Genomic DNA, 26,826 nt, shown 5'->3' on the forward strand with positions numbered 1-26,826 from the left:
GGCGCGGTGCGGAGCCGGTGCACCCCGCCCCGGAGGGATCGTTCTCGTCCCGCCGCGACCGCCGCGAAGCGGAGGGGCACCGGCTCCGCACCGCGCCCGCCCGCCGCGGCGCCTCCTTCTTCCGCCCGTCCCCGCGCACGCTGGCGCTCGCCGTCTCCGGCGGGCTCGTCGTCGTGGCCGTCGCGTCGAGCCTGAGCCTCACCGTCGGCACCGGCTCCTCGGCCGAGTCGGCCACCGCGACGCCGTCCGCTGCTCCGACCTCGACCAGCGTCGCCGTGCTCCCCGCGACCACCGCCTCCGCCCGGGTCGTCCTCAGCTCCGTCTCCACCACCTCCGGCACCGTCGCCGGCGGCACGAGCGTGACGCTCGAGGGATCGAACCTGGACTCGGTCGCCACCGTGCGCTTCGGCGAGGCCGAGGGCAGCGTCGCGGTCGACAACCCCGACCAGATCACGGTCACCGCCCCTCCGGCCGACGGAGAGGCAGCGGGCGAGGTCCCGGTCGCCTTCTTCGACGCCGACGGTCAGGCCATCACGTTCGACGCGGTCACCGACTCCGCCGCGGCGGTCACCGTCGACGGGACCCCGGCCGACGCGGTGCAGCCGGCCGTCGACACGTCGGGCGCCGCGGAGGGCACGACGGCCGAGGCCTCGACCGACCTCGCCGCCCCGACCGCGGCCGCCACTCCCAGCTTCGCCGCGACCGGCGTGCTCGCCAGCACGAAGGTCGTCGCCTCGGCGATCACCTTCGCCTACACGCCCGACCCGGCGATCGAGGCCGCGAAGGCCCAGGCCGCGCTGGACGCGAGCCGCCTGGCCTCGCAGCTCGACTACCTCTCCACCTACTGGAACGACTACAACTCGGCCCAGTACGGCGTGATCTCGGGCAACGACTGCGTCAACTTCACCTCGCAGTCGCTGATCGCCCGCGGCTGGGAGATGGACGGCGAGTGGAGCTACTCCTCCTCCGGCGGGTACAGCTCCGCCTGGGCGTCGTCGACCGCGTTCAACGCCTACCTCGCCGCGCACCCCGAGCGCGCGACCGCGATCCCCGACTCCGAGCGGAGCCGGGTGAAGCCGGGCGACATCGTCCAGTTCGACTGGGACGGCTCGGGCGACTGGGACCACACGGGCGTCGTGACCAGCGTCGACGGCGACAGGATCCTCTACTCCTCGCACACCGCCGACAACCACGACCAGAGCATCGACGCGGCCTCCGCCGGCCGGATCATGTTCTGGGGCGTCTGACGCTCGACGCACCCGCTCCACGCACGACGACGGGGCCGCCACCGCTGATGCGGTGACGGCCCCGTCGAGGTTCCGGTCAGATCACTTCTTGAAGACGTCCTTGACGTCCTCGCCGACCTTCTTGGTGTGGGCCTTGGTCTGGTCGGCCTGGCCCTCGGCCTCGAGGCGCTCGTTGTCCGTCAGCTTGCCGACGGCCTCCTTGGCCTTGCCGACCAGGTTCTCGGCTGCGTTGCGGATCTTGTCGTCTGCACCCATGAGGGGCTCCTTCTGTTCGGTGTGACCATCCGCCGGCGGGTGCCGGGGAAGCTGCGGGACCGGAGTCAGGCGACCCGGTCCTCCTTGGAGAAGCCGGCCCGGGCGCTCGAGGCGACCTCGAGCAGGACCGGCAGGCGGGCGCCGAGCAGGGCGTCGAGCGCGTCGACCTCCTGGTGCACGGCGTCGACCACGGTGCGGGGCGAGACGCCGCCGCGGGGGAGGACGCGCACCTTCAGCGCGGTCTCGGAGCCGTGGCGGTAGGCCGCGACCGTGACGTCGAGGAGCTCCGTCCGCCCGGCGAGAGCCGTCTCGAGGACGTCCTCCGCGAAGCCGGTCGCGATCTCGATCCCTCCGGCGGGCGCGCCCTCGGCCTCGTCGCGGAGGACGGTGCCGGTGCGGCCGTGACCGTGGGCGAAGGCCATCACCAGCGCGAGGACGATGCCGAGGAGGCAGATCCCGACGACGGCGTAGAGCGGCCAGAGGACGGCGGCATCGCTCCAGGCGGTGCCCTCCTCGGGGGAGAGGCGCGAGACCAGGGCCGCGCCCTCGCCGTCGGCGAAGGAGAGGACGGAGTCGCGGACCGGCTGCGAGACGGCGATCAGGACGGCTCCGGCGCTGACCAGCGCGAGCACGAGGCCCACGACGAGCAGGACGAGCCGGTTGACGAAGCGGTTGCTCGTGGTCATCAGATCCTCCCGGAGGTCGAGACGCGGACGGTGGAGCGCGGGGCGGGCTTCGCGCCGATGCGGGCGAGCTCCTCGTCGACGGCGCTCTGCACGGCGTCGCGGTCGACCGCGATGCCGGAGGCGGGGGTCACCTCGACCAGTGCGGTGCGCCGCCCGAGCGAGGCGCGGGTGTCCTCGCGGCGGGAGTGGGCGGCCGTGCGGGCTGCGCGGGCCAGGGAGGAGGCGATCACGCCGTCGTCCACGACCACGGCGAGGCGGTCGTCGTCCACGGTGTGGCGGGCCCGGGCCCCGGGCGCCAGTGCGAGCACCAGCAGGACCAGGGCGAGGACGCCCGCGCCGACGGCCACGCCGATGAGGGCGGGGTTCGCCAGCGACGCGACTCCGACGATCGCGCCCAGCAGGGCGGACGGTGCGGCGAGCAGGGGCGCGGCGCCGAGGATCGCGAGCACCGCCTCCGTGCCGACATAGGCCGCGACCAGGGCGATGAGCACCAGGACGACGATCTGCGCGGCGGAGCGGGACTTGTGGGTCTCGCGACGGAGGTAGCGGCTGTAGCGGGTGTCGGGCGCCGACGGTGCGGGGCTCATGCGACTCTCCTCGTGCTTCGGGTGCGGGTGCCCGTGACCCGGATGTCGATCCGGCTGACGGTGCGCCCGGTCAGCGCCTCCATGCGGGAGGCGATGCGGGTGCGATCGCCGTGCAGGCGCTCGAGCAGGGAGCCGCCGGCCGGGGCGGTGCCCGGCTCGACGACGACCGGCGCGGTCACCGCGAGGGCGAGGCCGCCCCGGTCATCGGAGAGGCGGACGCGGATCGCGGAGACCTCCACGCCCAGCTCCTCGTGGACGATCGCCACGGCGGCGCGCTCGATGGAGCGGACGGTGATGGTGACGGTGCCCGCCACCGGCGATGCGGGACGCGTGTCGAGAGCGGTCACGGTGGGCTCCTAGCGGGAGGTGGTGCGGCCGCGGAACACGTCCACGAGGCTGCGCACGTCGAGGGTGCCGTCGGCGATGCGGGCGATCACGACGCCGAGGGCCATGAAGAGGGCGGTGAGGACGAAGCCCCAGAAGCCGAACATCAGGGCCGCGAAGGCGAGGATCGCGCCGACCACGACACCGAGGACGGTGCTGCGGCCGCCGGGGGCGGTGGGCGCGGGGCGCTGGAAGTCGCTCATCGGACGCGGCTCTCGGTGGCCTCGTCGTCCTTGTCGTCGCCGGGGATGTGCACGTCGACGACGGCGACGTTGATCTCGGAGACGGCCATGCCGACCAGCTCGGTGATGGCCTCGGAGACGGCGGCGCGGACGGAGTCGGCGACCTTCTGCATCGGCACGGGGTACTCGACGACGATGGTGACGTCGGCCGCGACCTGGGTCTCGCCGACCTCGACGCTCACGCCCTGGGCGTGGTCGGCGCCGCCGACGGCCTGGCGGATCGCGCCGAAGGCACGGGCGGCGTTGTTGCCGAGGGCGAAGACGCCGGGCACCTGGCGGGCCGCGATGCCGGCGACCTTGGCCACGACGCTGTCGTCGATGACCGTGGTGCCCTGGGCGGTGCCGGAGGTCCGGGAGCCGCCGAGGCTCGTGACCGTGTCGACGGAGGTCTTGTCGACGCGGGTGGTGGAGGGGGTGCGCGTGGTGTCGCTCATGAGGTCTCCTGGACGTCTCATCGGCTGCCGTTGCTGAGCAGACCGGGGTCGAAGGCCCGGCGGGAATCCGGTCGGGCTGTGCTTTCATGAGTGAGACGGAGCCCGGACGGCGTTCGTCACGGTGCTCGGTGGACTTTTTCCTGAGCGTAACCTGAGAGGCGGCCCGAGGCCGCGTGAGCGGAGAGGGAGGAGGCGCCGTGCCCGGACTGGAAGCGGCGAGCGACGCGCTGCTCGCCGAGCGCTCCGCCGAGGGCGACGTGCGCGCCTTCGAGGTGCTCGTCAAGCGGCACCAGTCGATCCTCCGCGCCTACGCCTGGCGCCTCACCGGCTCGCAGGCCGACGCCTCCGACGCCGTGCAGAACGCGCTGATCACGGTCTGGGCGCAGCTCCCGCAGCTCAAGGAGCCGGCGAGCGTGCGCAGCTGGATGATGCGGATCGTCAGCCGCTCCAGCGTCGACCTGCTGCGCCAGCGCCGCCCGACCGACGACGTCGACGCCGTGGAGCATCCCCCGGCCCGAGAGCCCGGCCCGTTCGAGGCCGCCGAGCAGAGCGACGCCATGCGGGCTCTCGCGCACGCCCTGTCCGAGCTGCCGGAGTCGCAGCGGCAGTGCTGGGTGCTGCGCGAGGTCGGCGGGGAGTCGTACAACGAGATCGCCGATCACCTCGGTCTCACAGTGACCGCCGTGCGGGGCAAGCTGGCCCGAGCGCGCGAGTCGCTGGTCGTGGCGATGGAGGACTGGCGATGAGGGAGCAGACGCGATGAACGCGGACCAGGGTCCCGGCGACGGGCCGGAGCGCGCGGGGGAGCACGACGTCGTGCTGCCGCCCGCGCTCGAGCAGGAGGCGGACGCTACGGAGCAGGAGGGCGACGGCATCGGCATCGACGAGCTGAGCGACTACCTCGACCGCGGGCGCACTCCGTACGACCCCGCCATCGAGGAGTCGCCGGAGCACCGGCGCACTCTGCGCGCCCTCGAGCGCGTGCGCGCCCTCTCCGGCGCGCTCATCGACGACGACGCCGCACGCCTGCCCGCGCCGGAGGAGAGCTGGTTCGGCTCGATCCTCACCCAGGTCCGCCGCGAGTCGCGGGCCGGACGCGACATCCCGCTGGCGAGCGTCCAGCCCGACGTGGCGCTCACGATCACCGAGGGAGCGGTCCGCGGACTCGTGCGCGAGGCGGGGGACAGCGTCGCCGGCGTGCTGGTCGGCCGCTGCCGCCTGGTCGGCGACATCGCCGAGCCGGGCGCGGAGGTCGTGGTGGAGCTGACGATCTCGGTCTTCTGGGGGGTGCCGATCGCCGAGGCGGCCCAGCAGGTGCGCGAGCGCGTGCACTCGCGGCTGCTGACCCAGACCGAGCTGCGGGTGTCGAGGATCGACGTCCGCGTGGAGGACGTCTACGTCCCCGGGACGGAGGAGTCGTGAGCGGCCTCGAGGCGGCGGCCCCGGTCGATCCGGTGTCCGCGCTCGCTGCGGAGCTGCGCGCCCTGGACGGTGTCGCGACCCTGATGCCGGCCAGGCCCGAGGTGCGCGACGTGCTCGCGCATGCGGCGACGGCGCTGAGCGCGACCGGGATCGTGGTCGAGCCGCTGGGCACCGCGAGCGGCGGCACGTTCGCCGATCCGGTCCTGGTCCGCGTCGCGGGGGACGAGGTGTCCGTGGCCGTCGACCTCTGCGTGACCGCTGAGGCGTCCGCGCCGGACGTGGCGCGCGCGATCGGAGCCGCGGTGCGCGAGTGGTGCGTCCGGGTGCATCCGGAGCTGCGGCCGCGAGTGACCGTCCGGGTCGCCGCGATCGACTAGCCGGATCGGGGAGCGGGCGCGGCTGTCCGCAGGGCGGGACGCCTCGCCGTGAGGAGCGGAGCCGGGCCGGGCGGTCCCGTGCTTCTTCGGAGTGCACCGTGCCGACCGGAGCGACGGTGCTGCGGGCCGCCCGAGGTCGGTGTCCGCGCCGTCTCCCCCTGAGGAGCTTCCCGCTCAGGCGAGCCTCCCCGAAGAGCTTCCCGCTCAGGCGCGCTCGGCGAGGAACGCGTCCGTCTCGGCCGCCGTCGGCGCGGACACCGCCGCTCCGGCGCGGGTGACCGAGATCGCCGCGGCCGCGCTCGCCCAGCGGGTGAGGGCGACCAGCTGCTCCGGATCGTCGAGCCGTGCTCCCGTGGCGGCGAGCCGGGCCGAGAAGGCGCCGCAGAAGGTGTCGCCGGCGCCGGTGGTGTCCACGGCCTCCACCCGGAAGGCCGGGGTGCGCTCCGGCTCGCGGTCGCGGACCGCCACGACGACGCCGTCGGAGCCGAGGGTGACCAGCACGAGCGGCACCAGCGCGGTGAGGGCAGCGGCGAGCGCGTCGTCGTCGGCGGCGGTGATGCCGCGATCGGCGGCGAGCTCGCGGGCCTCGTGCTCGTTGACGATCAGCACGTCGAGCACCGCGAGGAGCTCCTCCGGCAGCGGGCCGATCGGGGCGGCGTTCAGGATCGACACCGTGCCGCCGGCGCGCGCGGCGCGGGCCGCCTCCGTCACCGTCGCCGTCGGGATCTCGAGCTGGAGGAGCAGGGCGTCGGCCGCCGCCACCAGGGCCGACTCCTCGGCGGTCAACCCGACCAGGGCGGCGTTCGCTCCGGAGTCGACGACGATCGCGTTCTCCCCGCGCTCGTCCACGGTGATCTGCGCGGTGCCGGTGCGGACGTCGCCGCGGCGGGCGCGCAGCTCCAGCGGCTCCTCGCCGAGGACCGCGGCGAGCCGGTCTCCCGCCGAGTCGCGTCCGAGGCTCGTGACGAAGACGGTGCCGGGCGCGGTCCGTGCGGCCGCGACGGCCTGGTTGAGGCCCTTGCCGCCCGGGAACGTGCTCGCGTCGAGGGCGAGCACCGTCTCTCCGGGAGCGGGGATCCGGGCGACCCGGTGGACGTGATCGAGGTTGGCGCTTCCGAGCACGAGGAGGGGCATGCCCTCGACGTTAGAGCACGCGCAAGGGGGTCCGCCGCGGGCTCGGCCGCACCTACGGTGGAGGCATGGAAACTCGAATCCTCGGACGCACCGGCGCCCCCGTCTCCGTCGTCGGCCTCGGAACCTGGCAGCTCGGTGCCGACTGGGGGGTCGTCGCCGAGACCGACGCCCTCGCCGTGCTCGACGCCGCAGTGGAGTCGGGGGTGACCCTCTTCGACACCGCCGACGTCTACGGCGACGGCCGCAGCGAGCGGACGATCGGCGCCTACCGCGCGGCGCACCCCGACGCGCAGGTCTTCGTCGCCACCAAGATGGGCCGTCGCGCGGAGCAGATCCCCGCCAACTACGTGCTCGACAACTTCCGCGTCTGGACCGACCGCTCGCGCGCCAACCTCGGCGTCGACACTCTCGATCTGGTGCAGCTGCACTGCCCGCCCACCTCCGTCTACTCCGAGGACGCCGTCTACGACGCCCTCGACACCCTCGTCGCCGAGGGCGCGATCGCCGCCTACGGCGTCTCGGTCGAGCGCACGGAGGAGGCGCTGACCGCCATCGCCCGACCGAACGTCGCGAGCGTCCAGATCATCCTGAACGCGTTCCGCCTCAAGCCGCTCGACGAGGTGCTGCCCGCCGCCCGCGAGGCCGGCGTCGGCATCCTCGCGCGCGTCCCGCTCGCCTCGGGCCTGCTCAGCGGCCGCTACACGACCGAGACCGTGTTCGCGCCGGAGGACCACCGCAGCTACAACCGCGACGGCTCCGCCTTCGACGTCGGCGAGACCTTCTCGGGCGTCGACTTCGCGACCGGCGTGGAGGCCGCGCAGGAGTTCGCCCGCCTCGCCGACGACCACGGCCTCGCCCCCGCGGCGGCCGCGCTCGCCTGGATCATCCAGCAGGAGGGCGTCACCTCGGTGATCCCCGGCGCCCGCTCGCCCGAGCAGGCCCGCGCCAACGCGGCCGCCGCCTCCGCCGCGCCCCTCGGCCCCGCCTTCATGGAGGCCGTGAACGCCCTCTACGACACCCACTTCCGCCCCACCGTCCACCCGCGCTGGTAGCCCGCCCCCGCTTCACCGCCGCTCAGTCTCCCGAGAAGGCTCGTTCTCCTGGTCGGGAACGAGCCTTCTCGGGCGACTGAGCGCAGCGCTTAGGAGTTCAGCGCCGCGTCCACGATCGTGCGCGCCTCGGCCTGGACCTCGTGCAGGTGGTCGAGGCCGCGGAAGCTCTCGGCGTAGATCTTGTAGACGTCCTCGGTGCCGGAGGGGCGCGCGGCGAACCAGGCGTCCTCGGTGACGACCTTGACGCCTCCGACGGCCGCGCCGTTGCCGGGCGCCTTCGAGAGCTTCGCGGTGATCTCGGACCCGGCGAGGGTCGTCGCCGCGATCGCGTCGCCGTCCAGCTTGCCGAGGGCCGCCTTCTGCGCCTTCGTCGCCACCGCGTCCACGCGCTCGTAGACCGGGTCGCCGAAGCGCTCGGTCAGCTCGCGGTAGAGCGCCGACGGGCTCTTCCCGGTGACCGCCACGATCTCGGAGGCGAGCAGCGCGAGGAGGATGCCGTCCTTGTCGGTGGTCCAGACGGTGCCGTCGAAGCGGAGGAACGAGGCGCCCGCGGACTCCTCGCCGCCGAAGCCGACCGAGCCGTCGACCAGCCCGGGGACGAACCACTTGAAGCCCACCGGGACCTCCCAGAGGCGCCGGCCCAGCGACTCCGCGACCCGGTCGATGATCGAGGAGGAGACCAGCGTCTTGCCGATCGCCGCGTCCTCGCGCCAGCCGGTGCGGTGGCGGTAGAGGTAGTCGATCGCGACGGCCAGGTAGTGGTTGGGGTTCATCAGCCCGCCGTCGGGGGTGACGATGCCGTGCCGGTCCGCGTCGGCGTCGTTGCCGGTGAGGATGTCGAAGTCGCCGGCGCGCGCGACCACCGAGGCCATCGCGCTGGGGGAGGACGGGTCCATCCGGATCTTGCCGTCCCAGTCGAGGGTCATGAAGCCCCAGGCCGGGTCGACCTCCCCGTTCACCACGGTCAGGTCGAGGCCGTGCATCTCGGCGATCAGCTGCCAGTAGTGCACGGAGGCGCCGCCGAGGGGGTCGGCCCCGATCCGCACGCCGGCCTTCCGGATCGCGTCGAGGTCGATGATGTTCGCCAGGTCCGCGACGTAGTGCGTGCGGTAGTCGTAGGTCTCGACCGCGGAGGGCTCGGCCGAGGTCACGCCGCGGTTGCCGTCGGCGATGAGCTCGTTGGCCCGGTCGGCGATCCAGGTCGTCGCGTCGGAGTCGGCGGGGCCGCCGTGCGGCGGGTTGTACTTGAAGCCGCCGTCGCGGGGCGGGTTGTGCGAGGGGGTGACCACGATGCCGTCGGCCCGGTCGGTGTGCGCGGGGTCGTTGTTGTAGCGGAGGATCGCGTGGCTGAGCGCCGGGGTCGGCACGAAGTCGTCGAACTCGTCCACGAGCACGCGGACCTGGTTGCCCACCAGGACCTCGAGGGCGGTGGTGAGGGCCGGGCGGGAGAGCCCGTGCGTGTCGGCGCCGATGAACAGCGGGCCGGTGATGCCCTGCTCCGTCCGGTACTCGACGATCGCCTGGGTGACGGCGGCGATGTGGTCCTCGTTGAAGGCCGTGTCGAACGAGGATCCGCGGTGGCCCGAGGTGCCGAACACCACCTTCTGAGCCGGGTCGGAGACGTCCGGCTTCTTCTCGTAGTACGCCCTCACGAGGGCCTCGACGTCGATGAGATCGGAGGCCTGTGCCGGCTTCCCTGCGCGATCGGTCATGCGGTCCATAGTGGCAGTCCGGCCCCCTCCAGGGGTACCGCGGCTGGCTAGGCTTGCGCCATGCCCGACAGCGCCCCCGAGACCCGTGCCTACAGCTATCTCGGGCCCAGCGGCACGTTCACGGAGGCGGCCCTCGCGCAGGTCCCGGAGGCGCGCGGACAGCTGTGGCGCAGCGTCGCGAACGTGGGGGAGGCGCTGAGCGATCTGGTCACCGGACGCAGCGACGGCGCGGTGATCGCGATCGAGAACTCGGTCGAGGGCGGAGTGACGGCCGCGCAGGACGCGCTGGCGCGGATCCCGGGGCTGCGCATCGTCGGCGAGTACCTGGTGCCGGTGTCGTTCATCCTGGTCGGCCGCCCGGGGACGAGCCTCGAGGAGGTGCGCACCGTCGCCGCGCACCCCGTGGCCTACGGACAGTGCCGGGTGTGGCTCGACCGCGAGATCCCCAGCCACGAGCACCTGCCCGCCTCCAGCAACGTCCAGGCCACCGTCGACCTGCTGGGCGGATCGCCCGCGGACGCGGCCATCGCCCCTCCCGGGATCGTCGCCCACCACGACGTCGTGGTGCTGGCGGAGCGGATCGGCGACAACCCGAACGCCGTCACGCGCTTCGTGCACGTCTCGCGCTCGCACGCGCTGCCCGAGCCGACCGGCGCCGACAAGACCAGCGTGATCGCCGAGCTCCCGGCCGACCAGCCGGGCGCCCTGCTCGACATGCTCGAGCAGTTCGCGACCCGCGGGGTGAACCTGAGCATGATCCAGTCGCGGCCGATCGGCGATGCCCTCGGCCGGTACCGGTTCGTCATCGACCTCGACGGGCACGTCCAGGACGAGCGGGTCGCCGACGCGCTGATGGGGCTGCGGCGCTTCAGCCCGAAGGTGATCTTCCTCGGCTCGTATCCGCGCGCTGACCGCCGCCCGGTCACCTCCGTGCGACGCTACGACGACGAGGTGTTCCTCGAGGCCCGCGACTGGCTGCGCGGGATCCTCTCCCACGAGCCGGAGGTCGACGATGACCGGGGACGACGATGACGGGTCGCGACGATGACTGACGACGACGACCGGGTCGACCCGCGCTACGACCCGGCCTTCCAGCGCGGGTTCTCGGGACCGGTGGAGCGTCTGAGAGGCGACGAGCGGGCGTTCGCCAGGCCCGGCACGGGTGCCGCCCCCGGCGCTCCCGCCGCCACGTCCGGAGCCGCCGCTCGTCCCGCGCCCCCGGAGTCGCGCGTGGTCCGCCCCGGCTCCTCGTCCGCGCCGGGACCGCGCCGCATCATGGCACTGCCCGACATCGCCGGAGCCGCCGAGGGCCGGCGGTCGCACCGCCTCGGCGCCGAGACCGCGCCCGCACCCCTCCCGGAGCCGGCCGCCGACCCCGCTCCCGCAGCTCCCGCTGAGCCCGTGCCCGAGGTGCCCCTGCTGAGGAACCCGTGGCTCCTCGTGCTCCTGCTCGCCGGCCTCGCGGGGACCCTGATCGGCCTCGCGCTCCTCTACACCGGCTACTCCTCGCCGCCTCCGCCCTACTACGGCGACTCCGACGTGCCCTCGCCCGCGTGGATCCGGCGGCAGCTCCTCTACTACTCCTGCATCCCCCTGCTGGGCTGCCTGCCGGCGTCGCTGCTGCTGGCGGTCGGAGTGGCCGCGCTGCGGTGGCGCGGCGTCGTCGTGCGGCCCCGCGCCGAGGAGCCGCGCGAGTCCGCGCAGCTCCTCGAGGCCGAGGCTCAGACTCCGGACGCGCCGAAGAGCAGGCCGAGGAGGTAGGTCACCAGGGCCGCGCCGTAGCCGATCCCGAGCTGGCGCAGCGCCCGGGCCAGCGGCGGGGCGCCCGAGAGCAGCCCGACGACCGCGCCGGTGGCGAGCAGGGCGATGCCCACGAGCACGCAGGCGACGACCACCGCGGCGAGGCCCGTCAGGCCGAGCAGGTAGGGCAGCACCGGGATGATCGCGCCCGAGGCGAAGAAGCAGAAGCTCGACAGCGCCGCGCCCATGCCCGTGCCGATCGACTCGTGCTCGTCGACGTCGGGGTCTCCTGCGGGGCCGCCCAGCGTGATCGGCGAGGTGACGGCGCCGCCGCGCAGGCCCGTGAAGACGGAGGCGGCACGCGCGTCGGCCTGCTCCTGGGTCATTCCGCGAGCACGGTAGACCAGGGCGAGCTCGTTCGCGTCGACGTCCAGGTCGGGGACGATGCGGTTCGCGTCGAGGTCCGGGCTGGAGGCCGAGAGCAGCTCGCGCTGCGAGCGCACCGAGACGAACTCGCCCGCGCCCATCGAGAGGGCGCCGGCGAGCAGGCCCGCGATGCCCGTGAACAGGACGACGCCCGTCCCGACTCCGCTCGCTCCCACTCCGAGCACGAGGGCGAGGTTCGAGACCAGGCCGTCGTTCGCTCCGAAGACCGCCGCGCGGAACGTCCCGGAGAGGCGGTTGCGACCGCGCTCGGCGAGCCCGCGGACGACCTCGCCGTGGATCCGCTCGTCGGCGGCCATCGCCTCGGTGGCGTCGTCGTCGTCGGCGTAGGGGGAGCGGGCCTCGGCGCGCTGGATCAGGGCGAGGACGAACACGGAGCCGAAGCGGCGGGTGAGGAAGCCGAGGAAGCGCGTGCGGAGGTCCGGGCGGGGCGCGGGCTCCGCCGCGGAGCCGAGGAGCTCGCGCCAGTGCTCCTCGTGGCGGCCCTCGGCCACGGCGAGCGCGAGCAGGATCTCCCGCTCCTCGCCGGAGCGGCGGCCGGCGAGGTCGCGGTACACGGAGGCCTCGGCGAGCTCGTCGGCGAGGTAGCGGCGCCAGCGGCGCACCTGGGCGGGACTGGGGGTGGGGGCGGTGGTCGCCATGCGATCTCCTGGCTCAGGTCCGCCGACCCGCGCGAGAGGACCGGTCAGGACGTGCGTCGACTGACCGAAGGTCTCGTTCGCCCCGGCCGGAGCCGGGGTGGAGCGCCGGGCCCGGATCGTCCCGGACCAGCATGTCGACGCGCCTCGTCGTCCGCTCGGCGGACGGTGGGAACTACTCCCCTTCGCGGGGACCACCGTAGCCGAGATCGGAGGAGAACGCCCGGCCGATCCGTGGGCCGTCGGGCGGACGTCCGCCCGGCCCGGGCCGGAGCGTCGTCGCGGACGCTCGCCCCGGGTCAGAGCGAGGCGGTCGCCCGGGCGGCGCGGCGGGCCTGGCGCTCGTGCTCGGCGTCCAGGAGCGTGCGCGTGGCGGGGACCGCCAGGAACTCGACCAGGGTGTCCGTCTCCTCGACGATGCGCTCGGCGCGGTCGAGCGGGTCGGTGCGCAGGAGGCGGCGGGCGGCGGACGCGACGTGCGCCGGCTTCGCCGCCAGGGCGCGCACGCGCTCGTCGACGCGGCCGGCGAGGTCGGCGCGCGGCACGACCTCGGTCACGAGCTGCCACTCCAGCGCCTCGGCCGCGCGGACCGGGCGGCCCGACAGCACGAAGTCCAGGGCGCGGCGGCGGCCGACGACGCGGGGGAGCGCGGCGGTGACTCCGACGTCCGGGACGAGCCCGACGTCGCCGTACGCGCTGAGGAAGAGGGCGGCGGGAGTCGCGATCACGATGTCGGCGGCCAGAGCGAAGGCGATGCCGGCGCCGGCGACCATGCCGTCGATCGCGCAGACGACGACGGCGCGGCTGTCCTCGAGCAGGCGGATCACCTGGGCGGTCGTGGTCGCGACGTCGCGCAGGTAGTGGTCCGGGTTCTCGGACCCCATGATCGCCGAGATGTCGCCGCCCGTGCAGAACGCGCGGCCGGCCGCGGCGATCACGATGACGGAGCAGCCGGCGTCGGCGTCGAGGTCGGCGACGGTGCTCAGCAGCAGTCGCGCGGTGCCGAGATCGATCGCGTTGAGGGCGTCGGGGCGGTTGAGGGTGATCCGGGCGCCGGAGCCGTCGCGCTCGAGGACGACGCCGGGGGTCGCGTCGATGAGGGGGGTGGCGTGCATGGAAGGGCCTTCAGGGGAGCAGGGGTGTCGAACGCGGGGGGACGTTCTCGGGGGATGACTCAGATTCGCAGCCGTCCGCGCGATCGGATGCCTCCTCGCGGCCGATGCTCAGCCGGCCCCGGGGGTACGCGCGGGCGGCGGCCCGTCCCGGCCCTCCTCTACACTGCTGGGGTGATTGATCCCGTACTTCTGCGCGAGAACCCGGACGTCCTGAAGCGCTCGCAGGAGGCGCGCGGCGACTCCGTCGAGCTGGTCGACGAGGCGCTCGAGGCCGACCGCGTGCGCCGTGCGGCGATCACCGAGGCGGAGCGGCTCCGGGCCGAGCAGAACGCCTTCGGCAAGACCGTCGCCAAGGCTCCGAAGGACGAGAAGGCGGCCCTCGTCGCCGAGGCCCAGCGCCTCGCCGCCGCCGCCAAGCAGGCCCAGCAGGAGGCGTCCGAGGCCGACGACGCCTTCACCGTGCTGGTGAAGCGCATCGCCAACCCGATCATCGAGGGCGTCCCCGCGGGCGGCGAGGAGTCGTTCGAGCTCGTCAGGACGGTCGGCGAGCGCCCCGTCTTCGACTTCGCCCCGCGCGACCACCTCGAGCTCGGCGAGCTGCTGGACGGCATCGACATGCAGCGCGGCGCGAAGGTCAGCGGCGCGCGCTTCTACTTCCTCAAGGGCCTGGTCGCCCGCCTCGAGATCGCGCTGATGAACCTGGGCCTCGAGAAGGCGCTCGCCGCCGGCTTCACCCCGCTGATCACGCCGACCCTCGTGCGCCCCGAGATCATGGACGGCACCGGCTTCCTCGGCGAGCACGACGACGAGGTGTACCGCCTCCGCGACGACGACCTCTACCTCACCGGCACCAGCGAGGTCGCCCTCGCCGGCTACCACGCCGACGAGATCCTCGACCTCTCCGGCGGCGCGAAGCGCTACGCGGGCTGGAGCACCTGCTACCGCCGCGAGGCGGGCTCGGGCGGACGGGACACCCGCGGCATCATCCGCGTGCACCAGTTCAGCAAGCTCGAGATGTTCGTCTACACCCTCCCCGAGGACGCCGAGGCGGAGCACGCGCGCCTCCTCTCGTACCAGGAGGACGTCCTGCAGAGCCTCGGCCTGCACTACCGCGTCATCGACACGGCGGCCGGCGACCTCGGCCAGAGCGCGGCGCGCAAGTTCGACGTGGAGGCGTGGGTCCCCACGCAGGAGACCTACCGCGAGCTGACCTCGACCTCGAACTGCACCACGTTCCAGGCCCGCCGCCTCGACACCCGCTACCGCACCGAGTCGGGGAGGACGGCTCCGGTCGCCACCCTCAACGGCACGCTCGCGACCACCCGCTGGATCGTCGCCCTCCTCGAGACCCACCAGCGGGCGGACGGCTCGGTGCTCGTCCCCGAGGCGCTGCGGCCCCACCTCGGCGGCCTCGAGGTGCTCGAGCCCGTCGCATGAGCGCGGCCCGCGCCTCCGGCCGCCGCCTCGTCGCCCTCGACATCGACGGCACCGTCATGCACGAGGACGGCACCATCACCCGCGCAGTGACGGACGCGATCACCCGCGTGGCCGCCCAGGGCGACGAGGTGATGCTCGCCACCGGGCGCTCGCCCTCCTCCACCCTGCCGGTCGTCGAGCGCCTCGGGATCTCGCCCGAGTACGTGATCTGCTGCAACGGAGCGGTCACGCTCCGCCGGGACGAGTCCGGTGCCTACGTCCCCGAGACGGTCGAGACCTTCGACCCGACGGAGGTCCTGAAGACCATCCGCCGCTCCCTCCCCGACGCGCATTACGCCGTCGAGGACGCGGACGGCGCCTTCTTCTACACCGAGGCGTTCCCGGGTGGTGCCGTGATGGGTGCCGAGACGACCCACGTCCCCTTCGAGGAGCTGCTCGGTCGGCTGTGCACCCGCGTCGTCGTGATCTCGCCCGAGACCGGGATCGAGGAGTTCACTTCCCTGGTCGAGGAGATGGGCCTGCACCAGGTCAGCTACGCGATCGGCTGGACCGCCTGGCTCGACATCGCCCCGCACGGCGTCAACAAGTCCACCGCGCTCGAGGTCGTCCGCGAGGAGCTGGGCATCGAGCGGAGCGACGTGGTCGCGCTGGGCGACGGCCGCAACGACATCGAGATGCTCACCTGGGCCGCCGCCGAGGGCGCAGGGCTCGCGATGGGGCAGGCGCCCGACGAGGTGCGGGCCGTGGCTTCCGCCGTGATCCCCTCGGTCCACCAGGACGGCGTGGCGGTCGCGCTCTCGGCGCTGCGCTGACCACGGTCCCGCGCGCTCGGCGGTTACTATCGGGTGTCGCTCCTGCGGGAGCGGCCGGGAGGGCTGTCCGAGCGGCCGATGGAGCCAGTCTTGAAAACTGGTGGGCGGAAACGTCTCGTGGGTTCGAATCCCACGCCCTCCGCCACGCCGTCCGCCGCGGAGTCCCGTTCTTCGCGTCGCTTCCCGCCGGCGCCTTCCGACGCCCGTCCTGGCGCGCGACGACGGAGGGCCGCCCGCTCTCCTTCGGAACGCGCCACCCCTCTGTATAGGATTGCGCGACGCCCGGGACCGACGCCCGGCCCTCACCTCCGCACCACTGACGCCTCGACACCGGGAGACGGATGCGCCGCACGGGCCCTTCGACACAGACTCGCGACACTCCGCGCACGCCGCGCCCCTTCGTGCGGCACGGCCGCCAGAAGCGGCACACCCTCGCGCGGACCCTGGTGAAGGGAGCCGCCCTCGTGGGCGGTGTCGGCGTGGTCGCCTCGGTGTCGGTGGTCGCGATCGCGGCGACGCTGATCGTCCAGTCCGTGCAGCCCTCGGTCGACCTGCACCCGGGCGCGGCCGGCTCCAGCGTCGAGGCAGGAGGCGCCCCGGAGATCGGCGCACTCGAGGGCGGCTTCAACGTCCTGGTCGTCGGCAGCGACTCGCGGAAGGGCCAGGGCGACGCCTACGGCGACCCCGACGAGGAGACGAGCGTCCTCAACGACGTCAACATGCTGATGCACGTCTCGGCCGACCACAGCAACGCGACGGTCGTGAGCTTCCCCCGCGACATGTACGTCGACATCCCGGAGTGCGTGAACGCCGCCACGGGTGAGACGATCCCCGCCCGGTACGACACCAAGATCAACGAGGCGATGGGCAGCGACGTCAGCCTCGGCTGCGTGGCGGGGGTCGTCGAGGACCTCATGGGCGTCCGGGTCGACTACGGCGCGGTCGTGCAGTTCAACGGCGTGATCGAGATGTCGAACGCGGTCGGCGGAGTCGACGTCTGCGTCGCGACCGAGATCGCGGACCCCTACACGAACACCTACCTCGAGCCGGGCGTGCACTCGCTCGAGGGCATGGCGGCGCTGCAGTTCCTCCGCAGCCGCCACGGCATCGGCGACGGCAGCGATCTGACCCGCATCAGCAACCAGCAGGTCTTCCTCTCGGCGCTCGTGCGCCGGATCAAGAGCGCGGACACCCTGCTCAACCCGGTCGCGCTCTACGGGCTCGCGAAGGCGGCGCTCGGCAACATGACGCTCTCGACCGGTCTCGACAACGTGAACACGATGGTCCAGATGGGACTCGCGCTGAAGGACGTCGACCTCGCGGACGTCGTCTTCGCGCAGTACCCGACCGGGGCGACTCCGAGCGGAGTGGAGCCGGACCGCGCCGCGGGCGACGTCCTGGCGAGCGCCCTGCAGACCGATCAGCCGATCGCCATCACCGGCGGCACGGGCGCCGGCGCGACCGTGGAGGGCGAGGCGGCGGCCCCGGCCGATACCGCCGCTCCGTCGGGCCCGGCGACCGCGGATCCGCTGGCGACGGCCGAGGCGGCACCCGGCACTCCTGCAGCGACTCCCGAGGACGGATCCAAGGTTGCCCTGCCAGAATCGGTCACCGGCCAGAGCGCCGACCAGCAGACCTGCTCGGTCGGCTTCTTCGGCTGAGCCGAGGGCGGGCGGCACCACGGGTGCTCTCCACCTCGCGCGCTGACTCCGGGACGACACGCGTCCCGCAGCCGAGAGAGAGTACGACCCGATGAGCGAACGCGCGTCCACCCGGACCACAGCAGCACGGCACGGCCGCCTGCGCCGCCCGAGCGGCGTGCGCTTCGCCGCGCGGATCCTCGCGGCCTGCGTGGGTGTCGGCGTGCTCAGCGCGGTCTGCATCGTGGCGATCGCCGCCTCGCTGATCGCGGGGAGCGCGCGTCCGTCCGTCGACCTAGGGATCGACTCGGGCGGAGGCGACGTGCCCGAGATCGGGGCGATCGAGGGCGGCGTCAACATCCTGCTCGCCGGCAGCGACAGCGCCGACGGATCGGCCGCCGGGGCCTACGGCGAGCGTGCCGAGAACCTCAACGACGTCACGATGCTCATGCACATCTCGGCCGACCACTCGACCGTGGAGGTCGTCAGCTTCCCCCGCGACCTCTACGTCCCGATCCCCTCCTGCACCGACCCGGCCACCGGCGCCGTCTCGGACGCGGTGGACTCGGCGAAGATCAACACCTCGCTCGAGGCCGGCGGGCTGGCGTGCACCGTGCAGACGGTCGAGCAGCTGACCGGGCTCGAGATCCCCTACGCGGCGCTCATCCAGTTCGAGGGCGTCATCGAGATGTCGAACGCGGTCGGCGGAGTGGACGTCTGCGTCGCCACCCCGATCCAGGACGAGTACACGGGGTTGAACCTCGACGCGGGCACGCACACGCTCGTCGGCGCCGAGGCGCTGGCGTTCCTCCGCACCCGGCACGGCGTCGGCGACGGCAGCGACCTCACCCGCATCTCCAGCCAGCAGGTGTACCTCTCATCGCTGGTGCGCAAGGTGAAGAGCGCGTCGACGCTCTCGAACCCGGTGAACCTCTACGGCCTCGCGAAGGCGGCCGTCTCGAACATGCAGCTCTCCACCTCGCTCGAGAACGTGAACACCCTCGTGTCGATCGGCCTCGCGGTGAAGGACGTCGACCTCGCGAACGTGGTCTTCGTGCAGTACCCGACCTTCATCGACGGCAACGGCGTGTACCCGAGCGAGGACGCGGCGTCCGCGCTGAACGCGGCTCTCCTCGCCGACCAGCCGATCGCGTTGAGCGGCACCACCGGCGGCGGCTCGCAGTCGACGGGGGAGGAGCCCGGGGCGACCGGCGCTCCGGCGGCCACGGAGTCGCCGGCCACCGACGCCCCCGCGACGAGCGCACCCGACGGGCCGGTCACCCTTCCGAGCGACGTCTCCGGGCAGACCGCGCAGCAGGAGACCTGCACCATCGGCCGGCCCCTGTCGGACCAGTAGGCGGCTTCTCGCCCTCCCGCGGAGGGGCGGGCGCCCGTGTCGCGAGGCCCTCGCGCGTGCGGTTATGATGGTCGTCGTGCGTCCGCCAGCGGGCGCTCAGGAGTCGTCGCATAGTCCGGTCGAGTGCACCACCCTGCTAAGGTGGAGAACCCTTTATTGGGTTCCGTGGGTTCAAATCCCACCGACTCCGCATCGTCCGAAGGCCCCGCTCAGGCGGGGCCTTCGTCGTTCCCGGCGGTGACTGCGCCTGCCGCAGTACCGGCGTCTCCCTGCGGTGCCGGTGTCTCCGCAGTGCCGGGGTCTCGCGGTGCCGGAGCCTTCCGGCCGGCGCTCCGCCGCTCGCGCGCGGCGTCGGCGGCCGATGCGACCCGGCGCCTCAGCCGGCCGGGATCCGCCGCCGATCCGCCGGGCGGGTGCGCTCCCGGAGCGGCTACCCTGATCGGATGCCCAGCCCGATCCTCGACGCCCTGTCCGCCCCTCCCGCGCGGAGGGACGTCGCCTCGATCCGGAGTGCTCTCGCCGAGGTCGCGATCGGCGACTCGGTGCGCGTCCTCGTCCGCTCCCCGCGCTACGGCCTCTACGGGATCGAGGGGGTCGTCCGGCAGGCCGTCGGCGGCGAGCTCGTCGTCGCGGACGTCTTCCTCGGCACGGGGACCGAGATCCAGAGCATCGCCCTGGCTCCGGACGCCGACGAGGTCGGCGGGGAGCGCTCGGCAGAGGGACTCGAGCACGGGGATCCGGTGCGCGTGGCGTTCTCGACTCCGGCGCTCGGGTCGTTCACGATCACGGGCCCGCTGACGGCCGGCGGCCGCGACGGGTTCCTCCTCGTCGGCAGCTGGATCGTCGCGGACGGCGGCGAGCCCGGCCGCCACGTCGACCGCATCGAGCGCCTGACGGACGTCGGCGTGCACGAGAAGCACGTCCCCGGGCGCCGCTCCGCGGTCGAGGAGTAGCCCCTCAGCTCTGGCAGTGCGGGCACCAGTAGGTGACCCGCAGCTGCAGCTCGTCGTCGCCGAGCTCACCGCGCTCGATCGGAGTGCCGCAGCGCCGGCACGGCTTGCGGTCGCGGCCGTAGACCCAGAGCTGCTGGCCCGGGCGCAGGTTGCCGGTCGTCGTGCGCTCGATCCGCTCGCGGTTCACGGTGATGAGCCGCTTCGCGAGCGCGATGGTGCGCACGAGGTCGCCGCTCCCGCCGACCGGGCGCGTGGGCAGCACGCCGCGCAGGAAGCACAGCTCGGCGCGGTAGACGTTGCCGAGTCCGGCCATGATCCGCTGGTCGAGCAGCGCGAGCCCGATCGGCCGCTCCGGATCGGCGGACAGGCGTCGCAGCGCCTCGTCCGCGTCCCAGTCGGCGCCGAGCAGATCGGGGCCGAGATAGCCGACCACGTCCTCCTCGGCCGAGCGCGGGACGATCTCGAGGAGCCCGAGCTCGAAGCCGACCGCCTGCCAGTCCTCGGTCTCGAGGACGATCCGGGCCTGGAACGCCGGCCGGTGCCACTTCGGCCGCTCGCCCTCGCCGCGGGCGTAGAGGTGCCAGCTCCCCTCCATCTTGAGGTGGGAGTGGATCAGCGCATCGCCGACCCGCATCAGCAGGTGCTTGCCGCGGGGGACGACCTCGTCGATCGTCTCGCCGGTGAGGTCGACCGTCGCGTACTTCGGCACGCGGACGTCGCACCGGGTCAGGACCTCGCCGTCCAGCGCCTCGGCGAGGTTGTGGGCGGATCGGTAGACGGTGTCACCCTCGGGCACGCGGGCTCCCTCCGGCGCTCACGAGCGCATCCTCAGGCCGCGCGGATTCGCGACGAAGCCGGCGGCGACGAGGGCGTCGCCGAAGGGCGTGCCGAGCGCGAAGACGCCGTCGATCTTCTCGACGGTCAGCTTCTCGACCCCGCGGGAGCGGACGAGCTGCGAGAGGGCGCCGGCCGCGTCGGCGAGGGCCGCCTCGTCGGCGGTGAAGGTGAGGGCGGTCTTGCCGCCGCGCTCGAGGTAGACCGCGAGCGCTCCGTCGACGACGGCGACCAGCGCGCCGGCCTTCCGACCGGGGCGGTGCCCCTCGCCCTGCGGCCACGGCAGAGCGGCGCCGAACGGATTGGCGGGGTCGGTCGCCGCCAGCGCGAGCACCGGTCGTGAGCGCTCCTGCGCCTCGTCCTGCGGGGCGAACGTGCGGAGCCGGTCGACGCTGCCGGCGGTGCCGAACTGCGCTGCTCCAAGCTTCTCGATGAAGTAGCCCCTCCGGGCGCGGCCCTGCTGCTCGAAGCCGCTCAGCACCTTGTAGGCGAGGGCGAAGCCGCCCAGGACGCCCTCGGCCTGCACGGAGCCGCGGGTGACGATCCCGTACCGCTCGAGCAGCGTCTCGCCGAGCGCGTGCCCGCGGATCGTCGCGTCCGACTCCGCGAGCGGCACGATCGACCAGCGGCCGCCGGCGGTCGGCGGCCCCACGCGGGTGGCCATCGTGGGGCGGGCGGTCATCCGGCCCCGGGGCGCGCGGGCGCGGGCGGGGGCGCGCGGCTGGCGGTGGGCGCCGCCGCTCGAGCCGACGAGGGTGCGCAGCGGCGCCAGGGTGTCGTTCGTGACGAGCCCGGCCCAGACCAGCTCCCACAGGGCCTCGACGAGGCCCGCGTCGTCGGTGGAGCCGACCGCGTCGGAGAGCTGGCGGAAGAAGTAGCCGCCGCCCGAGCCGAGCACGCCGACGATCTCCTGCTGGAGCTCGGTCAGGGTCACGGACTCGGCGGCGGGGACGGGGAGGGTCAGCCCTGCCGTGTCGGCGAGATGGAGGCTCACCCAGCCGTCGTTGCCGGGCAGGGTGCCCGCGCCGGCCCAGAGGACCTCGCCGGTCGCGGTGAGCTCGTCGAGCATCGCGGGGGAGTAGTCGCGCACCCGGGCGGGCAGGATCAGCGACTCCCAGGCGGACGCGGGGATGGGCGCGCCGGCCAGCTGGTCGATCACGGAGACCACGCCGTCGATGCCGCGGAGCGAGCCGCCGACGTGCTGCCAGGCGGGGAGGAAGCGGGCGTACGCTGCCGCGTCGACCGGCTCCACCTCTTTGCGGAGCGCTGCGAGAGAGCGGCTGCGCAGGCGGCGCAGCACCTCGGCGTCGCACCACTCGGTCCCGGTGCCGGTGGGGCGGAACTCGCCCTCCGAGACGCGACGCTCGCCCGCGAGGCGGCGCAGGGTGTCGGTGACGACCGCGACGCCGAGGCCCAGGCGGGTGGCGACGGCGGCGGCGGTGAAGGGGCCGTGGGTGCGCGCGTAGCGGGCGACGAGGTCGCCGAGCGGATCGCGGACGGGGTCGATGAAGGCGACGGGGACGCCGATCGGCAGGGGCACGCCGAGAGCGTCGCGGAGCCGGGAGGCGTCCTCCATCGCGGCGTACCGCTGCTCGCCGCCGAGCCCGACGGGCAGGACACGCTTCGCTTTCACGAGCGCGGCGACGTCGGCCTCGAGCACCGCGCGCTCGATCGCGGGCGCCTTCGCGACGTCCGCCGAGGCGACCGACTCGTCGACCAGGCGCTCCCCGAGCTCGTCGAGCGTCAGCGGGCCGAGCAGCCGGAGCAGGTCGGCGGCGCCCTCGAGCCCGCGGAGGCGGCGCTCGGGCTCGACGCGCTGCAGCTCGCGCTCGATCTGCGCGAGGACGGCCGGGTCGAGCAGCTCGCGCAGCTCCGCCCGGCCGAGCAGCTCGCCGAGGAGCGTCGCGTCGACCGAGAGCGCCGCGGCACGGCGCTCGGCGAGCGGGCTGTCGCCCTCGTACATGAAGGCCGCGACGTAGCCGAAGAGCATGGACCGCGCGAACGGACTGGCGGTCGGCGTCTCGACCTCGAGGATCCGCAGCTCGCGCCCGTCCAGCCGCGCGGCGAGCCGGAGCAGCGCGGGCAGGTCATAGACGTCCTGGAGGCACTCGCGGACGGTCTCGAGGATGATCGGGAAGGTCGGGTAGGTGCGGGCGACGTCGAGCAGCTGCGCCGCCCGCTGCCGCTGCTGCCAGAGCGGGGAGCGCTTGCCCGGGTTGTACCTCGGGAGCAGGAGCGCCCGCGCCGCGCACTCGCGGAACCGGGCGGCGAAGAGGGCGGAGCCGCCGACCTCGCTCGTGACCAGCTGCTCCAGCTCCTCGCGCTCGAACAGGAACAGCTCGGAGCCCGGCGGCTCCGACTCCGTGTCGGGGATCCGCACGACGATGCCGTCGTCCCCGGCCATCGCCGCTCCGTCGACCCCGTGCCGCTCGCGGACGCGAGCGCCGATGGCGAGCGCCCACGGCGAGTGCACCTGCATCCCGTACGGGGAGTGCAGCACCAGCCGCCAGTCGCCCAGCTCGTCGCGGAAGCGCTCGAGCACGAGGGTGCGGTCGTCCGGGATCTGCCCGGTGGCCAGGCGCTGCTCGTCGAGGAAGGAGAGGAGGTTGCTGGTCGCGTACTCGTCGAGCCCGGCCGCCGTGCAGCGCTCGCGGGCCGTCTCGGGGGCGGCGGCGCCCACCTCACGGGTGAACGCCCCGATCGCCTCGCCGAGCTCGGCGGGGCGCCCCTGCGAGTCGCCCTTCCAGAACGGGAGGCGCCCGGGCTCACCGAACGCCGGCGTCACGATCACGCGGTCGTAGGTGATCTCCTGGATGCGCCAGCTGGTGGCTCCGAGCGCGAAGACGTCGCCGACGCGGGACTCGTAGACCATCTCCTCGTCGAGCTCTCCGACGCGGTTGCCGGTCGAGCCCGGCTCGCCGACCATGAACACGCCGAAGAGCCCGCGGTCGGGGATGGTGCCGCCGCTGGTGACGGCGAGGCGCTGGGCGCCGGGCCGGCCGGTGAGCGTGTTCGCGTCGCGGTCCCAGACGAGGCGCGGCCGCAGCTCCGCGAACTGGTCGGAGGGGTAGCGGCCCGAGAGGAGGTCGAGGGTCGCCTCGTAGGCGGAGCGTGGCAGGGACACGAAGGGGGCGCTGCGGCGGACGGTGTCGAACCAGTCGTCCACGTCGAGGCTCTCGAGGGCGGTCGCGGCGACGGTCTGCTGCGCGAGGATGTCGAGCGGGTTCGCGGGGACGGCGATCGCCTCGATCAGGCCCGAGCGCATCCGCTCCGTCGTCACGGCGGAGTGGAGCAGGTCGGCCCGGTGCTTGGGGTAGAAGGACCCGCGCGAGACCTCGCCGACCTGGTGGCCGGCTCGACCCACGCGCTGCAGGGCGCTCGCGACCGAGGGCGGCGTCTCGACCTGGACGACGAGGTCGACCGCGCCCATGTCGATCCCCAGCTCGAGGCTCGAGGTCGCGACCACGCAGCGCAGGCGGCCGGACTTCAGGTCGTCCTCGATGATCGCGCGCTGCTCCTTGCTCACCGAGCCGTGGTGGGCGCGGGCGAGCAGCGGCTCCTCGTCGGGCGCGGACTGCCCGCTGCCGCTCGTGCCCCCGGCCGCTCCCATCGCCTCGGCCGGGGAGCGGCGGACGGAGGAGGAGGCCGCCTCGGCGAGCAGGGCCCCGACGGCGACGGGCTCGCCCGCCTCGCGCGCGCGCTCCGCGGCGAGCTCGCGGCGCTCGGCGTTGATCTCGTTGAGCCGGGCGGTCAGCCGCTCGGCGAGGCGGCGGGAGTTCGCGAAGACGATGGAGGAGGTGTGCGCGAGGACCCGGTCGACGATCGACTCCTCGACGTGCGGCCAGATCGACCCGCTCTGCGGACCGGTGGCCCCCATCGTCGATCCGTCCTGCGGAGCCGCGGTCCCCAGCTCGGACATGTCCTCGACCGGGACGACGACGCTGAGGTCCCACTGCTTCTCGGACGCCGGAGCCACGATCGCGACCGGGGAGCGGCCGGCGAGGAACCGGGCCACCTCCTCGCGCGGGCGCACCGTCGCCGAGAGGCCGATGCGCTGCACCGGCTTCGGGAGCAGGGCGTCGAGCCGCTCGAGGGAGACGGCGAGGTGCGCCCCGCGCTTGGTCGACGCGACCGCGTGGACCTCGTCGACGATGACCGTCTCGACGCCGCGGAGCGACTCGCGCGCCGCCGAGGTGAGCATGAGGTAGAGCGACTCGGGGGTCGTGATCAGGATGTCCGGCGGCGTCTTCTGCAGCACGCGCCGCTCGGCGGCGGGCGTGTCTCCCGACCGCACCCCGACGGTGACCGTGGCCGGCACGCTGCCGATGCCCTCGGCGCTCAGCCGCAGCGCCGTCTGGGTGACGCCGACGAGCGGCGAGCGGAGGTTGCGCTCGACGTCGACGCCGAGAGCCTTCAGCGGCGAGACGTAGAGCACGCGCGTGCGGTGCTGCGGATCCTCCGGCGGCGGGCCCTGCACGAGCCGGTCGATCGCCCAGAGGAAGGCCGAGAGCGTCTTGCCGGAGCCGGTGGGAGCGACCACGAGGGCGTGCGCTCCACTCGAGATGGCCGACCAGGCGCCCTCCTGGGCGGCGGTCGGCGCCGGGAACGCGCCCTCGAACCACGCACGCGTGGCGGGGGAGAAGCGCTCGAGGACGTCCGGCATGCATTCATCCTCCCTGCCACCTCCGACATTGCCGGGGCCGCGGCCCGGGGGCGAGCCCTTGACGCGGGGGAGTCCGCCCGTCAGGCGAAGCCGAGACGCACGAACGTGCCGATGTCGGCGAGCTCGGCCTGCCCGACTCCGTGGGCGACGCCCTCGTAGACCCGGGCGTCGAGCGCCGTGTGCTCCGGGAACCAGGCCGCCGCGTCCCGCACGAGCTCCTCCGGGATCACCGTGTCGAGCGTCCCGCGGCCCCAGAACACCGGCGGACGCTCGCGGGCGAGCCGCTCGTCCGCGTCGTCGCCCTCGGCGAGCGGGACCACGAACCCGGACAGGGCGACCGCGAAGGCGAAGCGGCCCGGCGCGCGCCGCAGCAGCTGCACCGCCAGCGCGGCGCCCTGGGAGAAGCCCAGCAGCCCCACCGGACCCGGGTGCTCCAAAGCGTCGAGCCACTCGATCACACCCGCCGCCGCCGCCTCGACGGCCTCGGGATCGGCCCGCGGCTCGTCAGGCACCAGCGGCACCCGGAGAGGCCACCACGCGTTCGCCCCGCCGCCCAGGGCGAGAGGCGCCCGGAGGGACGCGAGGACCGGCTCCAGCGGCAGGTAGGCGCCGAGCGAGAACAGGTCCCCCTCGTGCGAGCCGTAGCCGTGCAGCAGCACCAGGAGGGGCCTGCCGACGCGGTCGCGCTCGGAGGAGGACCACAGCACCGCGTTCGCGTCGATTCCCATCGCACCATCATCCCCCTGAGTGCGGGATCGCCGCCGCCGGTCGGAACACCAGCCGCGAAGGGTGAGAATGGCTGCATGAGCGTGCGCACCCCTGACCCGAACTCCGGGTGGCTGTCCGACGACGAACTCGCCGAGATCCGCCGGCGGCTCCCGCTGCTGTACGTGGAGGCCGTGCCCGTCCGGGTCGACGGGCTCGGGCAGGTCACCGAGGTCGGTGTGCTCCTGCGCGCGACCCCCTCCGGCCAGATCACCCGCACGATCGTCTCGGGCCGCGTGATGTACGGCGAGACGCTGCGCGACGCGCTGTTCCGCCACCTCGAGAAGGATCTCGGCCCCATGGCCTTCCCCCTCCTCCCCGCGAGCCCGCTCCCCTTCCACGTCGCCGAGTACTTCCCGATGCCCGGCATGGGACCGTTCACCGACGACCGCCAGCACGCGGTCTCCCTCGCCTACGTCGTTCCCGTCACCGGCACCTGCGACCCCCGCCAGGACGCCCTCGAGCTCACCTGGATGACCCCCGACGAGGCCTGCTCCGACGCGATCTCCGCCGAGATGGAGGGCGGGCGGGGCGCGCTGATCCGCGCCGCGCTCGCTTCCGTCGGCCGCCTGTCCTAGCGGCGCGGATCGGCCGCGGCGCTCCCTTCTGCGCGCCGATAGCGGCGCGCCGCGGTCGGCTCGCAAGGACGGTGGGCCGGCTGGAGCGTCGGGCGTCCGCCTGGACCGATCCGCCGGCACGCGACCCGGCCGTTCGGCTCGTGGATCCGGCGTCCACGGGACCTCTGTGACCGGGCGAGGAGAGGCGGCGCCCCTGCCCGACGACGGCGCAGCAGGGGATCGCCTGATCAGGACGCGGTGAGGATTTCCGGAGCTCCCTGCGCGGGACTCCGCTCGAAGAGGTGAAGCCTGAACGACGAAGGGCCGGGGCCCGCGACC

Annotated in this window: 26 protein-coding genes and 2 tRNA genes; 15 read left to right on the plus strand and 13 right to left on the minus strand. The window is 73.8% G+C overall.

Annotated elements, in window-relative coordinates; genetic code table 11:
- Positions 1–1,247: amidase domain-containing protein (locus C5C71_RS09635; protein WP_104337604.1), on the plus strand; the 1,247-nt coding region annotated here is incomplete at its 5' end.
- Positions 1,248–1,328: 81 nt separating this feature from the next.
- Here C5C71_RS09635 and C5C71_RS09640 read toward each other — a convergent pair.
- The 6 genes from C5C71_RS09640 to C5C71_RS09665 all read right to left on the minus strand — a co-directional run bounded on the left by C5C71_RS09640 (position 1,329) and on the right by C5C71_RS09665 (position 3,835).
- Entirely contained in the window at positions 1,329–1,502 is a 174-nt protein-coding gene (locus C5C71_RS09640) for a CsbD family protein (RefSeq protein WP_104226788.1), read from the minus strand.
- A 65-nt stretch (positions 1,503–1,567) separates the two neighbouring features.
- Positions 1,568–2,188 (minus strand): hypothetical protein, encoded by a 621-nt coding sequence (locus C5C71_RS09645; RefSeq protein ID WP_104224951.1) that lies wholly within the window; start codon positions 2,186–2,188, stop codon positions 1,568–1,570.
- Positions 2,188–2,775: a DUF6286 domain-containing protein gene (locus C5C71_RS09650; RefSeq protein ID WP_104226787.1), complete on the minus strand. Its 588-nt coding sequence runs from the start codon at positions 2,773–2,775 to the stop codon at positions 2,188–2,190. The genes C5C71_RS09645 and C5C71_RS09650 overlap by 1 nt, the downstream gene beginning before the upstream one ends.
- On the minus strand, positions 2,772–3,122 hold the full coding sequence (locus C5C71_RS09655; protein ID WP_104224953.1) for a hypothetical protein: 351 nt from the start codon (positions 3,120–3,122) through the stop codon (positions 2,772–2,774). The genes C5C71_RS09650 and C5C71_RS09655 overlap by 4 nt, the downstream gene beginning before the upstream one ends.
- Positions 3,123–3,131: 9 nt before the next feature.
- Positions 3,132–3,362, minus strand: a complete 231-nt coding sequence (locus C5C71_RS09660; protein ID WP_104224954.1) for a DUF2273 domain-containing protein — start codon at positions 3,360–3,362, stop codon at positions 3,132–3,134.
- Positions 3,359–3,835 carry an Asp23/Gls24 family envelope stress response protein gene (locus tag C5C71_RS09665; protein WP_104226785.1) on the minus strand — a complete coding sequence of 159 codons (477 nt, stop codon included), beginning with the start codon at positions 3,833–3,835 and terminating at the stop codon, positions 3,359–3,361. The genes C5C71_RS09660 and C5C71_RS09665 overlap by 4 nt, the downstream gene beginning before the upstream one ends.
- Before the next feature lie 197 nt (positions 3,836–4,032).
- On the opposite strand from C5C71_RS09665, the gene C5C71_RS09670 reads away from it, so the two are divergent.
- Genes C5C71_RS09670 through C5C71_RS09680 form a run of 3 tightly spaced genes read left to right on the plus strand, consistent with a single transcriptional unit; the run spans position 4,033 to position 5,634 of the window.
- Positions 4,033–4,581, plus strand: coding sequence for an RNA polymerase sigma factor (locus C5C71_RS09670; protein ID WP_104224956.1), 549 nt, complete (start codon positions 4,033–4,035; stop codon positions 4,579–4,581).
- Between the two features lie 13 nt (positions 4,582–4,594).
- Positions 4,595–5,257: an Asp23/Gls24 family envelope stress response protein gene (locus tag C5C71_RS09675; protein WP_104233947.1), complete on the plus strand. Its 663-nt coding sequence runs from the start codon at positions 4,595–4,597 to the stop codon at positions 5,255–5,257.
- The gene (locus C5C71_RS09680) at positions 5,254–5,634 is read left to right on the plus strand and encodes a hypothetical protein (protein WP_104224958.1); all 381 of its coding nucleotides are present in this window, start codon (positions 5,254–5,256) and stop codon (positions 5,632–5,634) included. The genes C5C71_RS09675 and C5C71_RS09680 overlap by 4 nt, the downstream gene beginning before the upstream one ends.
- A gap of 204 nt (positions 5,635–5,838) precedes the next feature.
- Here the strand turns inward: C5C71_RS09680 and C5C71_RS09685 are convergent, their stop codons facing one another.
- The gene (locus tag C5C71_RS09685) at positions 5,839–6,768 is read right to left on the minus strand and encodes a ribokinase (protein ID WP_104247576.1); all 930 of its coding nucleotides are present in this window, start codon (positions 6,766–6,768) and stop codon (positions 5,839–5,841) included.
- A gap of 65 nt (positions 6,769–6,833) precedes the next feature.
- Here C5C71_RS09685 and C5C71_RS09690 point away from each other — a divergent pair, with 65 nt between their 5' ends.
- Positions 6,834–7,820 (plus strand): aldo/keto reductase, encoded by a 987-nt coding sequence (locus tag C5C71_RS09690; protein WP_104337605.1) that lies wholly within the window; start codon positions 6,834–6,836, stop codon positions 7,818–7,820.
- Between the two features lie 89 nt (positions 7,821–7,909).
- Here the strand turns inward: C5C71_RS09690 and pgm are convergent, their stop codons facing one another.
- Complete coding sequence (pgm, locus tag C5C71_RS09695) at positions 7,910–9,532, minus strand: phosphoglucomutase (alpha-D-glucose-1,6-bisphosphate-dependent) (RefSeq protein WP_104226793.1); 1,623 nt, start codon at positions 9,530–9,532, stop codon at positions 7,910–7,912.
- A 60-nt stretch (positions 9,533–9,592) separates the two neighbouring features.
- On the opposite strand from pgm, the gene pheA reads away from it, so the two are divergent.
- Complete coding sequence (gene pheA, locus C5C71_RS09700) at positions 9,593–10,564, plus strand: prephenate dehydratase (protein WP_104226780.1); 972 nt, start codon at positions 9,593–9,595, stop codon at positions 10,562–10,564.
- A gap of 12 nt (positions 10,565–10,576) precedes the next feature.
- Entirely contained in the window at positions 10,577–11,293 is a 717-nt protein-coding gene (locus C5C71_RS09705) for a hypothetical protein (protein WP_104337606.1), read from the plus strand.
- Here the strand turns inward: C5C71_RS09705 and C5C71_RS09710 are convergent.
- Positions 11,254–12,357 carry a VIT1/CCC1 family protein gene (locus C5C71_RS09710; RefSeq protein ID WP_104224963.1) on the minus strand — a complete coding sequence of 368 codons (1,104 nt, stop codon included), beginning with the start codon at positions 12,355–12,357 and terminating at the stop codon, positions 11,254–11,256. The two genes, C5C71_RS09705 and C5C71_RS09710, sit on opposite strands and share 40 nt — an antisense overlap.
- A 296-nt stretch (positions 12,358–12,653) precedes the next feature.
- Positions 12,654–13,469, minus strand: a complete 816-nt coding sequence (locus C5C71_RS09715; RefSeq protein WP_104247581.1) for an enoyl-CoA hydratase/isomerase family protein — start codon at positions 13,467–13,469, stop codon at positions 12,654–12,656.
- Positions 13,470–13,640: 171 nt separating this feature from the next.
- Here C5C71_RS09715 and serS point away from each other — a divergent pair, with 171 nt between their 5' ends.
- The 7 genes from serS to C5C71_RS09750 all read left to right on the plus strand — a co-directional run bounded on the left by serS (position 13,641) and on the right by C5C71_RS09750 (position 19,668).
- The gene (gene serS / locus C5C71_RS09720; protein WP_104233941.1) at positions 13,641–14,906 is read left to right on the plus strand and encodes a serine--tRNA ligase; all 1,266 of its coding nucleotides are present in this window, start codon (positions 13,641–13,643) and stop codon (positions 14,904–14,906) included.
- The gene (locus C5C71_RS09725) at positions 14,903–15,718 is read left to right on the plus strand and encodes an HAD family hydrolase (RefSeq protein ID WP_104337607.1); all 816 of its coding nucleotides are present in this window, start codon (positions 14,903–14,905) and stop codon (positions 15,716–15,718) included. The genes serS and C5C71_RS09725 overlap by 4 nt, the downstream gene beginning before the upstream one ends.
- Positions 15,719–15,775: 57 nt before the next feature.
- Positions 15,776–15,863 (plus strand) — tRNA-Ser (locus C5C71_RS09730).
- 301 nt (positions 15,864–16,164) lie between these two features.
- A complete protein-coding gene (locus C5C71_RS09735) occupies positions 16,165–17,379 on the plus strand; it encodes an LCP family protein (protein WP_258059448.1) in 1,215 nt (404 codons plus the stop codon).
- Between the two features lie 91 nt (positions 17,380–17,470).
- Positions 17,471–18,715 (plus strand): LCP family protein, encoded by a 1,245-nt coding sequence (locus C5C71_RS09740; RefSeq protein ID WP_104337608.1) that lies wholly within the window; start codon positions 17,471–17,473, stop codon positions 18,713–18,715.
- Between the two features lie 99 nt (positions 18,716–18,814).
- A tRNA-Ser gene (locus tag C5C71_RS09745) sits at positions 18,815–18,905 on the plus strand.
- 253 nt (positions 18,906–19,158) lie between these two features.
- Positions 19,159–19,668 (plus strand): hypothetical protein, encoded by a 510-nt coding sequence (locus C5C71_RS09750; protein WP_104337609.1) that lies wholly within the window; start codon positions 19,159–19,161, stop codon positions 19,666–19,668.
- A 4-nt stretch (positions 19,669–19,672) separates the two neighbouring features.
- On the opposite strand, the gene C5C71_RS09755 is transcribed toward C5C71_RS09750, so the two are convergent.
- From C5C71_RS09755 to C5C71_RS09765, 3 genes are all read right to left on the minus strand, one after another.
- Positions 19,673–20,464 carry a DNA-formamidopyrimidine glycosylase family protein gene (locus tag C5C71_RS09755; protein ID WP_104226773.1) on the minus strand — a complete coding sequence of 264 codons (792 nt, stop codon included), beginning with the start codon at positions 20,462–20,464 and terminating at the stop codon, positions 19,673–19,675.
- 18 nt (positions 20,465–20,482) lie between these two features.
- Positions 20,483–25,165, minus strand: a complete 4,683-nt coding sequence (locus C5C71_RS09760; RefSeq protein ID WP_104337610.1) for an ATP-dependent helicase — start codon at positions 25,163–25,165, stop codon at positions 20,483–20,485.
- Between the two features lie 80 nt (positions 25,166–25,245).
- The gene (locus C5C71_RS09765; RefSeq protein WP_104250889.1) at positions 25,246–25,893 is read right to left on the minus strand and encodes an alpha/beta hydrolase; all 648 of its coding nucleotides are present in this window, start codon (positions 25,891–25,893) and stop codon (positions 25,246–25,248) included.
- Positions 25,894–25,968: 75 nt separating this feature from the next.
- On the opposite strand from C5C71_RS09765, the gene C5C71_RS09770 reads away from it, so the two are divergent.
- A complete protein-coding gene (locus tag C5C71_RS09770) occupies positions 25,969–26,508 on the plus strand; it encodes an NUDIX hydrolase family protein (RefSeq protein WP_104225113.1) in 540 nt (179 codons plus the stop codon).
- Positions 26,509–26,826 lie beyond the last annotated feature (318 nt).

The sequence above is a fragment of the Rathayibacter sp. AY1C1 genome (genome assembly GCF_002932105.1).
Classification (GTDB): domain Bacteria; phylum Actinomycetota; class Actinomycetes; order Actinomycetales; family Microbacteriaceae; genus Rathayibacter.

What these genes read in the sequence shown, in the direction of transcription:
- C5C71_RS09685 (WP_104247576.1), bottom strand. Translation starts at nt 6,768, where the DNA reads ATGCCCCTCCTCGTGCTCGGAAGCGCCAACCTCGATCACGTCCACCGG.
- C5C71_RS09645 (WP_104224951.1), bottom strand. Translation starts at nt 2,188, where the DNA reads ATGACCACGAGCAACCGCTTCGTCAACCGGCTCGTCCTGCTCGTCGTG.
- C5C71_RS09770 (WP_104225113.1), top strand. Translation starts at nt 25,969, where the DNA reads ATGAGCGTGCGCACCCCTGACCCGAACTCCGGGTGGCTGTCCGACGAC.
- C5C71_RS09750 (WP_104337609.1), top strand. Translation starts at nt 19,159, where the DNA reads ATGCCCAGCCCGATCCTCGACGCCCTGTCCGCCCCTCCCGCGCGGAGG.
- C5C71_RS09715 (WP_104247581.1), bottom strand. Translation starts at nt 13,469, where the DNA reads ATGCACGCCACCCCCCTCATCGACGCGACCCCCGGCGTCGTCCTCGAG.
- C5C71_RS09660 (WP_104224954.1), bottom strand. Translation starts at nt 3,362, where the DNA reads ATGAGCGACTTCCAGCGCCCCGCGCCCACCGCCCCCGGCGGCCGCAGC.
- C5C71_RS09665 (WP_104226785.1), bottom strand. Translation starts at nt 3,835, where the DNA reads ATGAGCGACACCACGCGCACCCCCTCCACCACCCGCGTCGACAAGACC.
- C5C71_RS09740 (WP_104337608.1), top strand. Translation starts at nt 17,471, where the DNA reads ATGAGCGAACGCGCGTCCACCCGGACCACAGCAGCACGGCACGGCCGC.
- C5C71_RS09760 (WP_104337610.1), bottom strand. Translation starts at nt 25,165, where the DNA reads ATGCCGGACGTCCTCGAGCGCTTCTCCCCCGCCACGCGTGCGTGGTTC.
- C5C71_RS09675 (WP_104233947.1), top strand. Translation starts at nt 4,595, where the DNA reads ATGAACGCGGACCAGGGTCCCGGCGACGGGCCGGAGCGCGCGGGGGAG.
- C5C71_RS09690 (WP_104337605.1), top strand. Translation starts at nt 6,834, where the DNA reads ATGGAAACTCGAATCCTCGGACGCACCGGCGCCCCCGTCTCCGTCGTC.
- C5C71_RS09705 (WP_104337606.1), top strand. Translation starts at nt 10,577, where the DNA reads ATGACTGACGACGACGACCGGGTCGACCCGCGCTACGACCCGGCCTTC.
- pheA (WP_104226780.1), top strand. Translation starts at nt 9,593, where the DNA reads ATGCCCGACAGCGCCCCCGAGACCCGTGCCTACAGCTATCTCGGGCCC.
- pgm (WP_104226793.1), bottom strand. Translation starts at nt 9,532, where the DNA reads ATGACCGATCGCGCAGGGAAGCCGGCACAGGCCTCCGATCTCATCGAC.
- C5C71_RS09725 (WP_104337607.1), top strand. Translation starts at nt 14,903, where the DNA reads ATGAGCGCGGCCCGCGCCTCCGGCCGCCGCCTCGTCGCCCTCGACATC.
- C5C71_RS09710 (WP_104224963.1), bottom strand. Translation starts at nt 12,357, where the DNA reads ATGGCGACCACCGCCCCCACCCCCAGTCCCGCCCAGGTGCGCCGCTGG.
- C5C71_RS09765 (WP_104250889.1), bottom strand. Translation starts at nt 25,893, where the DNA reads ATGGGAATCGACGCGAACGCGGTGCTGTGGTCCTCCTCCGAGCGCGAC.
- C5C71_RS09650 (WP_104226787.1), bottom strand. Translation starts at nt 2,775, where the DNA reads ATGAGCCCCGCACCGTCGGCGCCCGACACCCGCTACAGCCGCTACCTC.
- C5C71_RS09640 (WP_104226788.1), bottom strand. Translation starts at nt 1,502, where the DNA reads ATGGGTGCAGACGACAAGATCCGCAACGCAGCCGAGAACCTGGTCGGC.